The organism is Gemmatimonas sp. (assembly GCF_044376735.1).
Classification (GTDB): Bacteria; Gemmatimonadota; Gemmatimonadetes; order Gemmatimonadales; family Gemmatimonadaceae; genus Gemmatimonas.
This window is the reverse complement of the sequence record NZ_JBILKJ010000073.1, coordinates 1-13,844: the sequence shown is the minus strand read 5'-3', so window position 1 is coordinate 13,844 and position 13,844 is coordinate 1. Positions and strand designations below refer to the sequence as shown.

Here is a 13,844-nt window from a genome sequence, read left to right as displayed (position 1 = left end):
GACCCTCGGTGCTTCACCACCTATCCGCAAGCACACCACCAAACACGAAGACTACATCGCGATCTTCTTCCCCTCGAGCTTCTTCTTCTGCTCGCGCAGATGCTCTTCCAGCTTGAGCCGCGGAATCCCCTTGGCCAGCCACTCCGGCGCCTTCTCCCCCTTCAGGTAGCTGTCCCAGTACTCCATCAGACGCAGGTCGTAGTCCTTGCGGTTCTTCAGCTGTGCGAGGCCGTGGTTCTCGCCGACGTACTCCAGCAGGATCACGTCCTTGTCGAGCTGACGGAGCGTGTTGTAGAACGTGATGCCCTGATTGAAGTCGACCGCGCCGTCCTTGTCGTCGTGCAAGATGATGAGCGGCGTCTTCACCTTGTCGGCGAAGCGATTGGGCGAGTTGCGCTCGTAGGCGTCCTTGTTGTCCAGGAAGTTGCCCTTGAAGCGGCCCTGCGAACTCTGGAAGATCCCCTGGTTGGTGTTGCCGGAGTTCCAGTACACCGAGCTGTACATGCTCACCATGTCGGTGAGCGGTGCACCGGCCACGGCACTCTTGAAGATGTTGGTCTGGCCGATCAGGAACGCCGTCTGGTAGCCGCCCCACGAGTGGCCGTGTAGCCCCACGTTGGCCGAGTCCACCACGCCCGTCTTGATCGCCGCCCTCACCGCCGGCACCACGCTCCACACCGCGCTCATGCCCGGATCGTTGACCTTGTACACGATGTCCGGCAGGAACACCGCGTAGCCGCGCGAGTTGTGCACGCCAATGAGGGCGTTCGGCGAGCTCGAGAACGTGGGTGAGTAGAAGCTGTTCAGGTTGTCCGACTGCAATTCGTAGATGAACACCAGCGTCGGATATTTCTTGCCTTCTTCGTAGCCGGCGGGCAGGTACAGCGCGCCCTGCAGCGAGTCGCCCTTCTCGGTCACGTAGCTCACCAGCCGCGAGCCGGCTGACCACGCGACGCCGTTCAGGTTGGGGTTGGCATCCGACAGCCGCACCGAGTCGGCGATCGCGCCGTTGCCGAAGCTCACGCGCCAGTAGTCGGGGAAGCGCGTGGACGTCTGGATCGACGACACCCACACCTCGGCGTCGCGCGCCTTCATCGGGGCATGACGGGCATCGCGCCATCCGGTGATCGCCACCGCGCCGGCCTTGGCCGGATCGATGCGCACGATCGCTTCCTTCTTGGTGAGCGCCTGCATGGCCGCCATGTACACTGGCTTGGCGAGGTCGATGTTACGCTCGCGCGGGTCGGTGTTGATCACGCGCGTGTAGCGCGTGCGAGTGGCGCGACCGTTCCCCGTGAGATTCGCCCAGCTCTTCCCCGCCATGCCGATGCGCCACACATCGTAGTCGTCGCTGATGAGCGCGAAGCGTCCATCCTTGCTCCAGCCCACGATGTTGGTGCTGGGTCGATCCACATTATGGTCGTCTTCGGTGTCGATGAACGACACCGGCGCGCCCGCTGTCACGTTGGCGATGGCCTTGGTGGCCACGTCGTACGCGTGGAAGTTGCCGTCATCCCAGAAGAGGACCGACTTGCCGTCCGGCGACAGTGACGACGTGCCGCGCAAATCCTTCTTCACCAGAACCCGCGTGCCCGTGCGGGCATCAATGAGATACAGGTCGCGACGCTGCACGCCGTCATAGCTGCTCTGGCGCTCGTACGCCTGATTGTCGCTGCCGAGCACGTAGCGATCGCGCGCGCCGAGTGCGCCGGTGCGGACCACGTCATCGGTGAGCTGCACCACCTTCTGCGTGGCCGGCAGGTAGGTGGCCAGGAACGAGAAGCTCTTGTCGGCGTTCTCCTGCACGATCTGCAGCGACTGCAATCGCGCGTCCTTGCCATGCCACAAGATGAGCGACGGACGATCGTCGTCTTCCAGCTGCTCGCTCTTGGGCACCGGCGGCGTGGCCACGCGGAGGCCGATCGCGAGGCCGTCCATCTGCTCCAGCCAGCGCGGTGTACGCTCGGGGCTCACTTCCATGCCCGTGGGGAGGGCCGCCGTGCCGCTACCGCCCACGGAAATCATCTGCTGCGTGGGCGTGCCCACGCGAGACACCGCCGCGGCCGACCACGTGGTATCCGTCGCGGCGCTGTCGATGGTGCCCTTGAGATACGCGAACGCGGGGAAGCTGTCAGTCCACGCCAGGCGGCGGTACAACGCCTTGCCGGCGTCGATCGATTTCACCGTGCCGGTCGCGAGATCGCGCAGTTGCACCCCGTTGCCGAGCTGATCGCGTGCGTCGATGGTGTAGCTGAGCCAGCGACCTTTGTCGTCGAATGCGAAGTCGCCCACGTTGCCCACGTTAAAGCTGGCGTTGGTGCCCAGCTCGTGAAGCAACAGGTCGGTGCCTTCCACGCGGCCCGCGCCGCCACCGATCGGGTTACCGCCCATTCCCGGCGCGCCCGGGCCCGGCAGGCCGCCACCGCCGCCGGCGCCCCCACCGCCGCCGTTCGTTTCCGGCGCGTAGGCCTGCATCGCCACCCACTTCGGTGTGTCACCGCCGAACGCAAAGCGCCGGATCTTGTCGAATTCGCGCGCCTCGCCGGTAGCCAGATTCACCAGTCGGAGCTTCGACTGCACGGCACGACGTTCGCGGCGCATGCGCTTCTGGTCGGCCGCCTTGGGATACACCAGCATCGCGGCCCACTTGCCGTCGCCGGAGAGCTGCAAGGAGGCGCTGCCACCACCACCGCCCGGTGGCCCACCCGCGGCCGCGGGCGCCTCGCCGATAGGGAACCGGTATTCCTTGCCACCCGCCGCCGTCTGGCGGACCACCACGTCGGCGTCGCCTTCATTCGGCGCCACCGTGTAGGCGAACCACGCGCCGTCATTCGAGAGAGTGGCGCCGCGGATGGATTTCCAGGCCGAAATGTCGGTCGGGGTGATGGCGCGTGCCGCACCGCCACGGGCGCCTGCAGCGGAGCCGGTGGACTGAGCGAGGAGCACGGCGGGCGCGGCGAGCAGCAGCGCACCGATGGCGAGGGGGCGCCTCGGGAAAACGAACATGGGGACTCCAAGGGTGAGAGTGGACGGAGGGGAAGCTACGGCCCGGGCTGGCGACCGCCACCTGTCGGGGACCGCCGCCACGGAGGCCATCAAGGCCGGCGCTGGGCGGCCTGTTCAAGCAGAAGCCGCCCCGGTACCTCGCGGCAGGGACCATCACGGTTTCGCGACGGGCTGTTACAGCCCCGGAAGGTCGTTCGTCTTTTCACCGACGCACGACCTTTCTCTCTATCAGAAACTGTGACGATGGCCTGTTCCCGAGTGCTTCTGGCGCTCACTGCGAGCTTCTTGGCTGGCGCGGCGGTCGCGCCGGTCCATGCCCAGTCGCTGCCGGCGAATCTCCCCACCCCCGCGCAGGCGCAGGATCTGGTGCAGCGGCGCCCCGAATTGGTGGCGCAACTGCGGCAGCGCATCCAGGCCTCCGGGCTCTCCGCCGAACAGCTGCGGGCGCGCTTGCGCGCCGCCGGCTATCCGGAGTCGCTGCTGGAGCAGGTGATGGGCGGCACCACGGTCGGCGGCGTGGCTCCCCCATCCGATTCGCTGATCAGCGCCGTGCGCGCACTCGGCATCGTCGACTCGACCGACGCCGTCGCGCTTCGCCGCATCGCGCTGGGTGGCAGTCGTACCGGCGCCCCGGGCACGCCGGGCACCCCCGGCGCACCCGGCATCCTCGGCGCTCCCGGCATCCCCGGCGCTCCCGGCGCCGCGGCCATGCCTGCAGGTACCCGCTCCCCAACCTCCCTCGACTCCCCCGACGCCCCAAGCGCGGCGCGCGCTGGGGGGGACACATCACGGCTCGGCATCAGCTACGCCCCGGACGGATCCACCCTCTTCGGTTACGGGCTCTTTGCGCAGCCGACGACGATGTTCGATGCGAACGCCGGCGGACCGGTGGATGCCTCGTACAAGCTCGGGGCCGGCGATCAGCTCGTGCTCATTCTCAGCGGCGATGTCGAGGCAGCCTATACGCTCGATGTGACCCGCGAAGGGTTCATGGTGATCCCTGTCGTCGGCACCGTGCCGGTGGCGAACCTCACGCTGGGCGATCTCGATGTCCTGCTGCGCGCACGGCTCCAGCGCGTGTACTCGGGCATCGGCAGCAGCACGCGCTTCTCCGTGAGCGTGGCGCGGTTGCGCAGTAATCAGGTGTTCGTGGTCGGCGACGTTCAGCAGCCTGGCAGCTACCGGATCTCGAGCGCCGGCACCGCGCTCACGGCGCTCTACGCCGCCGGCGGGCCGAGCGAACGCGGATCACTGCGACAGGTGGAGATCCGTCGCCGCGGCAAGCCGACGCAGCGGTTCGATGTGTACGACTATCTGCTGCGCGGCGATGCCAATGGTGACGTGCGGCTCGAGAACGGCGATGTGCTCTTCGTTCCCACGCACGGGGCCCGCGTCCGCATCAGCGGCGGCGTGCTGCGTCCGGCCACGTACGAGCTGCGCCCGAACGAGTCCCTCGACGACCTCGTCGCGACGGCGGGCGGTTTCACCGACGATGCCTCGCGTCGACGCATTCGCATCGAGCGCATCGTGCCGCCCACGCAGCGTACCGCCGAAGGCAGCGATCGCCTCGTGCTCGATGTAAGCATGCCGGAGGCCGGCAAGGGGGCGACGGCCGTTCGGATCCCGATTGAAGCCGGCGACCTCGTGGACGTCCCCCGGGTCTCGAACCGGGTGCGTGGACGCATCATGATCACCGGCAACGTGTGGCAGCCGGGCCCGCAAGGCATCGACCGGGCCAGTACGCTCGATGACGCCATCCGCCAGGCGGGCGGCATCAAGTCCGACACGTATCTCGGACGCGTCATCATCTCGCGCCTGCGCGCCGACTCCACGCGCGAGCAGATTCGCGCCACGTTGCGCACCGATGGGACGGCGACCACGCCGGTGCCGCTGAAGGAAGATGACGAGATCTCGGTCTTCTCGCTGACGGAGTTCCGAGCGCCGCAGTACGTCGCCTTGAGTGGCGCGGTGCGTGTACCGGGGCAGTACACGTATCGGGAAGGGATGACGATGCGTGATCTCATCCTGCTGGCTGGCGGCTTGCTGCCGAGTGCCTCGCTGGACGAGGCCGAAATCGCACGGCTCCCCGAACGGCGAACGCTGGGGCAGCTGGCCATCACGTTCCGTGTGCCGCTCGATTCGTCGTACGTGCTCGACTCGCCGGCCGCGGCCACGCCCGTGCGCGAAACGCGCTTGTCGCCGTACGACAATGTCCTCGTGCTGCGTCAGCCCGACTGGCAGATGCAGTCTGTGGTGACCCTCTCGGGCGAAGTCCAGTTTCCGGGGACGTATGCCCTGACGTCGAAGACCGAGCGGCTCTCCGACGTGATTACCCGGGCCGGCGGACTCACGCCGGCGGCCTACGCCGCCGGAGTCGCCTTCTATCGCGGACAGAACGCGGTGGGACGGGTCGGTGTGGACCTGCCCAGTGTGCTGCAGAACCCGAACGATCGTGACAACCTGCTGTTGATTGACGGCGACTCCGTGCACGTGCCGCGCTACAACGCGCTGGTCTCGGTGTCCGGGGCCGTGAACTCCGCCGTGGCCATTCCGTACGAGCCGGGCGCATCGATGTCCTATTACATCGGCGCGGCCGGCGGTGCCACGCGCAACGCCGATGCGAAGCGACCGTACGTCGTGCAAGCGAACGGCAAGGTGGAAACGAAGCATCGGTACCTGGGCGTGATCTCCACGCAACCGACGCCTCGGCCCGGCAGTCAGATCGTCGTGCCGTCCCGCGATCCGGCTGACAAGCGCGATGTCATGCAATTCCTGAGCACGATGACGCAGGTGTTGGGCAGCTTGGTGACCATCGCGGTGGTGCTGAGCCGAACGAACTAGCGTAACGCGTCGGTCGGGGCACCGCGCTCCGATCACGCGCCTCAAGACCGCGATTCTCCGTCCCGATACTCCTTCCCGTATGCCACTGGCCGGCGTGGGCGAAGGGGTGCCATCGGAGAGCCGTGTTGGGCTGCTGGCGGCGTCGCGATATCGTGATGCCGCATTGGGACCCGGACCAAACATTCTATGACCCCCCGCTCCACTGTGCTGACACCCGACCAAACGCCGATCGCCGGGTCGCTCATCGAGAGCCGCAAGGCGCCGTGGTTGACGTCCAGTCAACTGCTCGTGCTCGATGTCACGTTGCTGACCGCGGTCTGGGCGCTTGCCTGGACGCTGCGATTCGAAGGACTGGACTGGATCAGTTCGGCCTGGCGGGGAGCCGCGGGCTATCAACTGCTGCTGGCGCTTCCGCTCTGGATCGCCAGCATGGCCGCCTTCCGCCTGTATCGTCGCGCGTGGAATATGGCGTCGATCGACGAGCTCACGGCCATGATGGCCGCCGTGCTCGTCGCGGCCATCGCCAACGTGATGCTGGCGGTCTTCGTGTTGCCGGTGCTCGGACTGTCGTCCACCCGACTGCCACTCTCGGTGATTTCGTCGCATACGACGTGGAGCATCGCGGCGCTCACGCTACCGCGCTTAATGGCACGGATCTGGACGCTGCACCGTCGCCAGCGTCGGGATCGAACGGTCCAGTTGCCGGTGCTCATTCTGGGCGCGGGCGCGTCGGGTCGGAACACCGCGCGTGAGATGCGCGAGAATCCGTCGATGGGACTCCACCCGATCGGCTATCTCGACGACGACGTGTTGAAGCACCACTTGCACGTGGGCGGTCTCCGCGTTCTCGGTCCGGTGAGTGCCCTCGAAGCGCAGATCCGCGCCCACGGCATACGGCACGTCATCATCACGATGCCGAGCGCCCCCGGCGCCAAGATCCGCGAGATCGTCCGCATCTGCACGGCAGCCGGTGTGGAAACGCGCACCATGCCGCGGATCGGCGAGATTCTGTCCGGACGGGTCGGCGTGAATCAGCTACGCCCGGTGGAAATTCAAGACTTGCTGCGCCGCGAGTCGGTGCAGACCGATTTCGGCGCCGTACGTCGGATCGTGGAAGGGCAGACCGTGCTCGTGACCGGTGCCGGGGGATCGATCGGGAGCGAGTTGTGCCGCCAGATCGCCCGTAATGCCCCGGCGCATCTGCTGCTGTTGGGCCACGGCGAGAACTCCATCTTCGAAATCCAGCAGGAGCTCCGCGCGCATTTTCCGTCGCTGCCCCTCTCCTGTCTCATCACCGATATTCGTGACGAGACGCGGCTCGACGCGATCTTCAGCCAGCATCAGCCGAACACCGTGTTCCACGCGGCGGCGCACAAGCACGTGCCGCTCATGGAGGACAATCTGGCCGAGGCGATCACGAACAACGTCAAAGGCACCCGCACGCTGGTCGACGCGGCCGTGCGTCACGGCACGCCGCAGTTCGTCCTCATCTCGAGCGACAAGGCGGTCAATCCGTCCAGCATCATGGGGGCGACCAAGCGCATCGCCGAGCTGCTCGTACAGCGCGCGGCGGTGTCGACGGGCCGGAACTACGTGAGTGTTCGCTTCGGCAATGTGTTGGGCAGCCGTGGCAGCGTGGTGCCCACCTTCCTTCGGCAGATCCGTGCTGGTGGTCCGATCACGATCACGCATCCGGACATGCAGCGTTATTTCATGACGATCCCCGAGGCGGTGCAGCTGGTGCTGCAGGCGGCGGTGCTTGGCACGGGCGGCGAAGTGTTCGTGCTCGACATGGGGGAGCCGATCAAGATCGTCGATCTGGCCTCTGATCTGATTCGGCTGTCGGGACTGCGCGTGGGTGATGACGTCGAGATTCACTTCACGGGCTTACGGCCTGGCGAGAAGCTGTTCGAGGAGCTTTCGCGCGACGACGAAAGCTTGCAGCCCACCTCGCACCACGCCGTACTCTGCTCGCGTCTCGGCATCCCGCCGGCGGGCGTCCATGCCAACGTCGAAGCGCTCGTGCAGGCGGCGATGCGCCGCGAGGACGACACGGTGCTGCGGCAGCGGCTCGCGGAGCTGGTCCCCGAGTACATCGCACTCGGCACACGCCATCCGGTGCCTCGGGAACTCACCCTGGTCGCCTGACGCGAGAAAGCCCCACGACAGCGCCGCATGGCGTGTCGTGGGGCTTCGTCTCGGTCCCGCGTGCCCTTAGAAGCTGACGATGTCGAGGTATGCTTTCCTGAAGGTCTCGACCTGGGGCAGCGTCGCATCTTCCAGCGACGGGGCGTAGCCCACGAACGCGTCGGCACTGGCCACGCGCTTCACCGGCGCATCGAGCCACGCGAAGCAGTCGTCGGCAATCTTCGCGGCAATCTCCGCCCCGTAGCCCCACGAGAGGGAGTCTTCGGTGGCCACGATGACGCGGCTGGTCTTCTTCACGCTGTTGAACACGGTTTCCTGATCCCACGGCGCGAGCGTGCGCAGGTCGATGACCTCCACACTCGGTCCGCCCTCCTCGGCGATCTGGTTGGCGGCCACGAGGGCACGCTGCACGGTGGCGCCGTACGTGACCAGCGTGACGTCGGTGCCTTCGCGCAGCACATTCGCCTTGCCGAACGGAATCATGAAATTCGGACCCGGATAGCGGCCCTTGTTGTACGTCTGACGGTACAGGTGCTTGTGCTCGAGGAAGAGCACCGGGTCTTCGCTGCGAATGGCGGTGCGGAGCAGGCCGTTGGCATCGAGCGCGTTGCTGGGGCACACCACGCGCAGGCCAGGGGTGTGTGTGAACAACGACGCCCCCGTCTGGGAGTGATAGATGCCGCCGCGGATATAGCCGCCGTACGTGGTGCGGATGACCACGGGCGCACTGAACGCGTTGTTGGAGCGCCAGCGCATCGTGGCGAGTTCATCGCGAATCTGCATGAACGCCGGCCAGATGTAGTCGAAGAACTGAATCTCGACGACCGGCTTGTAGCCGCGATGGGCCAGACCAATGGCGCGACCGATGATGTTCGCCTCGGCCAGCGGCGAGTTGTATACGCGGCCGCTGCCAAACTTGGTTTGCAGGCCGTGCGTCACCTTGAACACACCGCCCTTGCCCTTGACCTTGCCCAGGTGCTGCTCGCGCGACACGTCGGCCACATCTTCGCCGAACACGAGGATGCGTTCGTCGCGCGCCATCTCATCGCGCATGCAGGCGTTGAGCAGATCCACCATCGTGGTCGGCTCGCCCGCGAACTGCGGATCGTCTTCGGTATCGAATGGTTCGGCGGTGGGGTCGACATCCGGCGAGTACACGCCGAAGGTGACCGTGTCGGCGCCCGGTTGCGGCTGGGCCAGCGCGTCGTCGGTGGCCGCGAGCACCTCGGCGTCGACCGCGTCGCGCAGCGCCTGCAGTTCGTGTTCGGTGGCGAGCCCTTCGGCCACGAGATACCGCGGGAACGTCGTGAGCGGATCGCGTGCGGCGTCGGCCTCACGCTCATCCTGCGGACGATAGAACACTTCGTCGTCGGAGAGCGAGTGTGAATACGGGCGGATGACCTTGGCGTGCACGAAGGCCGGTCCCTTGCGCTCGCGCGCGTAGGCGACGGCACGGTCGAGCGCGGCGTACGACGCCAGGAAGTCGCAGCCGTCCACTTCTTCGATGTACAGCCCCGGGAACGAGGCCACGAGCTTCGAGATCGAGCCGCCGGCGGTGTTCACTTCCACCGGCACCGAGATCGCGTAGCCGTTGTCTTCCACGAGGTAGACCACGGGCAGCTTGAGGTTGCACGCGGTGTTCAGCGACTCCCAGAACTCCCCTTCGCTGGTCGTGCCGTCGCCGGTGGTGACGAGCGTCACGTCGTCGCCGGGGAACCCGTCGCTGAGCTGGCCCTGTGCGGCGCGCAGCGTGGCCTCGGCGTTGCCGACGGCCTGCAGGAACTGGGTTCCCGTGGGCGACGACACCGACACGATGTTGAGATTCTTCTGCCCCCAATGGCTCGGCATCTGCCGACCACCGGAGTTCGGATCGATGGCGGCGCCGACGGCGCTGTAAAGCATCTCGGCCGGCGTCATGCCAAGCTGCAAGCAGAGGGCCCGATCGCGATAGTACAGATAGAACCAGTCGTACGACGGACGCAGCACCAAGCCAGCCGCCGCGAGCACGGCTTCATGGCCGGCGCCGGAGATCTGGAAAAAGATCCGATTCTGGCGCTTGAGCTGAATCTCCTTGTCGTCCAACCGGCGCGACGTATACATCACGCGGTAGGCGTTCACCAACTGCTCACGGGTGAGCGCGGGCTCGGCGGCGGCTCCCTTGCGGGGGCGGCTCGGGCGGGTCGAAGTGGCCATCGAAGTGATCTGAAGGGCTGGAGACGGCGAACCCCTCAACTTAGCGCGGTTCCCGAGCAGATGAGACATTCTTCGGCCGAGTTCATGGAGCGCTTGCCGGACGTCGGTTTCTTCGGCAGGTTGCGCCTACGGTCTCTTCTCTCAGGTGACATCCCATGCACGCACCCACTGCTCCCATGACGCCGTCCAGCGGCCACTGCACCTTCTGCGATCTGATTCGCGGTGCCGGCGAAGTGTCGATCTGCTACGAAGACGCGGTCGCGATCGCCTTCCTCGATATTCAACCGGTCAACCCCGGTCACGTGCTGGTCGTCCCACGTGAGCACTACGAAGTCCTTCAGGACATTCCCAAGGATGTGGGCGCCCACCTGTACATGGTGGCGGCCAAGCTGATCCCCCGGGTGCAGACGGCGTCGGGCGCGACCGACATGAACATCGTCGTGAACTCGGGCGCGGCCGCTGGCCAGAACGTGATGCATTACCACATCCACCTGATCCCGCGCCGCGAGGGCGACGGCTTCGATGTGCCGCTGCCGTTCCCGGGCTCCCCGATGCCGAACCGTCAGCAGCTGGACGGCATGGCGGCCCGCATCGGCAGTATGCTGCGTGACCCGCTGTCGAATAGCGGCATGAAGGGCTAGGCACCCATGGTGTAACGGTCTGGTTTTCGTCTTGACGGCAGCAGGAACGTGATCGTATCGTCGCAGAGTCCGAAAGAGCGACGCCGTGATCGATCTGGCTTTGGTGTGCGTGTCCACCCGGTTTTCCAGGAGGATGATGCGTTCCACTCGCGGGAGTTCCTGTCCACGCCGTACGGCCCACCCGTCGGCACCATCCCGGCCCTCATCACGCCGGCTCGTTCGAACCGACCGTACTCCACGCCCCGTCGTGAGGCTTACCGCCTCCGCCGGGGCGTCGTCACTTCGGCCCCAGATCGCGGCGCACGTGGCCGCCAAGAAGGCCATGCGGCGCACCGCCCTACGTGACTGCGGCCAACGGTGCGTCTACTGTGCGGCGCGTCTCGATCAGCGCACCGCCACACTCGATCATGTGGTGCCGCTGGCCCGTGGCGGGGCGCACGACCCGGGCAACCTGGTCACGGCCTGCGGCCCGTGCAATCGGCTCAAAGGCGATATGCTCCCATTCGACTTCTTCGCGCGCCATCCCTGGGCGGGGGCGAATTTCGTGCGACACGCCCGATCGGTGCATCGCGCCCTCAAGCGTGGGGCGAGGCGCGCGGTCAGCCTGGCCTTCGCGCGAGAAGATCTGATGGCGGCGTAAGGTCGCCCTCGCGTCGTTGACCTCGCGCCGGGGGCGCGGGGATGCGACCATTCCGTATGCTTCGTTCTCTGGCGCTGAGCGTCCTGGCGGTGTCGTGCGCGCGCACCGTGTCGGCGCAGGTGTCGTTGCCGCCATCGCCGTTGCCCCTCGTTTCGTCCGATTCGGTGCTGAGGCTGGCCGTCGATCCGGCGCGCGCGACGGGGCAGCCCGTCGTGGTGCTGTTGCAGGAATCGAGCTTTCGCGTGGAGGCCGACGGACGCTGGCAGCAGCGCAACCGGCGGGTGGTACAGGTCATTGACGAGAGCGCCGCGCGCGGCCTGGCCGAGCAGGCGTTTGCGTTTGCGTCATCGCATCAGACGTTGACCATTGAGTGGGTGCGCGTGCTGCGCACCTCGGGCGTGGTCGTCAGCGACAAGCCGGCGCAGATGCAGGACGCCGATGTGCCGGCGGCGATGGCGAATCCGATCTACCAGGATCAGCGCGTGCGTCGCCTGTCGCTGGCGGGCGTCACGGCGGGCACGGTGGTGGATATCGCGTGGACCGTGAAGGAATCCGGGCCGCCGCGGCCGGGCGACTTTCTCTTTCGCGCCGGCTTGAACGGCCCGGTGGCTATCCGGCGCTCACTGATCGAGCTCGATGTGCCCGAGGGGTACGCGCCGGTTATCGTGGAGCGCAACCTCACGGTGCCGCGTCGCGACGAGATCGCGAACGGGCGTCGCCGCTACACATGGACGGCCAGCGATCAGCTGGGTGTTCGCGGCGAACCGTTCGCGGCCGATTCGAATGGCGTGGTGCAAACGATCACGGTGGGGCCGCGCGGCACGTGGACCGAGGTAGCGAGATGGTATCACGGACTGTCGAAGGATCGGTACGCGATCAGCGTGAGCGCCGCCTCGCGCCTGGATTCGCTCGTATCTGCCAGTGGTGCCCGCACGAAGCTCGACACCATCCGCGCGGTCCATCGCTTCGTGGCGCAGGACATCCGGTACCTATCGGTAGCCCTCGGTGCGGGCAGTTATCAACCGCGCACGCCCGACGACGTGCTCTCCACCGCGCTCGGCGATTGCAAGGATAAAGCGACGCTGTTCGTGGCGGCGCTGCGGCGGTATCGCATCGCGGCGAATCCGGTGTTGCTGTCGCTGGCGCAGCGTCCCGATCCCAACGTGCCCACGGTGTTTCAGTTCAATCACGCCATCGCCGCCGTGCGCGACGGAGCGAATTGGGTGTATACCGATCTCACCGCCGAGTCGATGCCGTACGGCGAGTTGCCTGAGACGTATCAGGGGAGTTTTGCCCTCCTGATCGCTGACGATGGCGCGGCGCAGCGGATCACGCTGCCCGTGCGACCCGCGGAGCGCAACGTGTCATCGTTTCAACTCACCATGCAGCTCGAGGCGGATGGACGGGCGTCGGGGCGCGCGGTGGAGCGGGCCGAAGGGGCGCCCACGTACGGGCTCCGAGTGGGGCTGAGCACGCCGCTCGATTCCACGCGCCGCGCGGCGTTGTCGCGATCGCTCACGCAGCGCATCTTCGGTGCTGAAGCGACTGGGAAGCTGCGGGTGGATTCGCTGGTAGTTTTCGACGGCCGCGATCTCTCGGCGCCCGCGCAGCTTGCGTATGCGGTATCGGCCGACGAGATGATCCGTACGATCGGATCGACCAAACTGTTGGCGGTGCCATCGGTGATCCGCGGACCGGCGCGGAGTTTCCGCACGGCGCTGCGCGAGCTCGAGAGTCGTGGCCCTCGGCAGCTGCCGATCGATGCGAGCCGGATTCTGCCCCCGATCGCCAATGTGACCGAGTGGATCGTGACGCTGCCGCCCGGCTGGACGGTCGAACTCCCGGCGAACGTGTCGGCCACGAGCTTCTTCGGCAGTTACAGTTCGACCTGGACGCAAAATGGACGTGAGTTGCGGCAGGTGCGCCGATTGCAGGGACAGCGTGGTATTTTCGGCCCCGAGCGCATTGCCGAGGTGCTGGTATGGCTGCGCACGGTGGGTGCCGATGATCAGGACTTTTTAACGGTGAAGCCGGCAGCGGCGCCGTAATCGCGGAGAGAGACAGATGCGTTGGACCCCGGGTGGACGCAGTGACAATCTCGAGGATCGTCGTGGCGCGAGCGGTGGTGGCGGATTTCGCGGCGGTGGCGGCGGTGGCATGAAGCTGGGCCTCGGTGGCACCGTGATTCTGCTGGTGCTGAGCCTGATCTTCAAACGCGATCTGCTCACCGAGTTCAGTGGTGGGGTGCCGGGTGCTGACATGGCACCGGCCGTGCAGCAAGCGCCGGTGGCCGACGCCGGCGAAGAGCAGATGGTGCAGTTCGTGTCGTTCGTGCTCGATACGGCGCAGGCATCGTGGCACTCGCTCATCCCGGG

Annotated in this window: 8 protein-coding genes; 6 read left to right on the top strand and 2 right to left on the bottom strand. The window is 66.5% G+C overall.

Going from position 1 to position 13,844, the window contains the following annotated elements:
- Window positions 1-51 precede the first annotated feature (51 nt).
- Window positions 52-3,006 carry a prolyl oligopeptidase family serine peptidase gene (locus tag ACIRA7_RS10780; protein ID WP_396220847.1) on the bottom strand — a complete coding sequence of 985 codons (2,955 nt, stop codon included), beginning with the start codon at window positions 3,004-3,006 and terminating at the stop codon, window positions 52-54.
- 243 nt (window positions 3,007-3,249) lie between these two features.
- Here ACIRA7_RS10780 and ACIRA7_RS10775 point away from each other — a divergent pair, with 243 nt between their 5' ends.
- Together ACIRA7_RS10775 and ACIRA7_RS10770 are read left to right on the top strand one after the other, a co-directional pair.
- On the top strand, window positions 3,250-5,847 hold the full coding sequence (locus ACIRA7_RS10775; RefSeq protein ID WP_396220846.1) for an SLBB domain-containing protein: 2,598 nt from the start codon (window positions 3,250-3,252) through the stop codon (window positions 5,845-5,847).
- A gap of 186 nt (window positions 5,848-6,033) precedes the next feature.
- Window positions 6,034-7,995, top strand: a complete 1,962-nt coding sequence (locus ACIRA7_RS10770) for a polysaccharide biosynthesis protein (protein ID WP_396220845.1) — start codon at window positions 6,034-6,036, stop codon at window positions 7,993-7,995.
- 66 nt (window positions 7,996-8,061) lie between these two features.
- Here ACIRA7_RS10770 and ACIRA7_RS10765 read toward each other — a convergent pair whose 3' ends face one another.
- A complete protein-coding gene (locus tag ACIRA7_RS10765) occupies window positions 8,062-10,188 on the bottom strand; it encodes a thiamine pyrophosphate-dependent enzyme (RefSeq protein WP_396220844.1) in 2,127 nt (708 codons plus the stop codon).
- A 155-nt stretch (window positions 10,189-10,343) separates the two neighbouring features.
- On the opposite strand from ACIRA7_RS10765, the gene ACIRA7_RS10760 reads away from it, so the two are divergent.
- The 4 genes from ACIRA7_RS10760 to ACIRA7_RS10745 form a co-directional block, all read left to right on the top strand.
- On the top strand, window positions 10,344-10,829 hold the full coding sequence (locus ACIRA7_RS10760) for an HIT family protein (protein ID WP_396220843.1): 486 nt from the start codon (window positions 10,344-10,346) through the stop codon (window positions 10,827-10,829).
- 247 nt (window positions 10,830-11,076) lie between these two features.
- Window positions 11,077-11,469 (top strand): HNH endonuclease, encoded by a 393-nt coding sequence (locus tag ACIRA7_RS10755; protein WP_396220842.1) that lies wholly within the window; start codon window positions 11,077-11,079, stop codon window positions 11,467-11,469.
- 56 nt (window positions 11,470-11,525) lie between these two features.
- Entirely contained in the window at window positions 11,526-13,517 is a 1,992-nt protein-coding gene (locus tag ACIRA7_RS10750) for a DUF3857 domain-containing transglutaminase family protein (RefSeq protein WP_396220841.1), read from the top strand.
- A gap of 16 nt (window positions 13,518-13,533) precedes the next feature.
- A partial coding sequence (locus tag ACIRA7_RS10745) for a neutral zinc metallopeptidase (protein ID WP_396220840.1) occupies window positions 13,534-13,844 on the top strand: 311 nt, incomplete at its 3' end.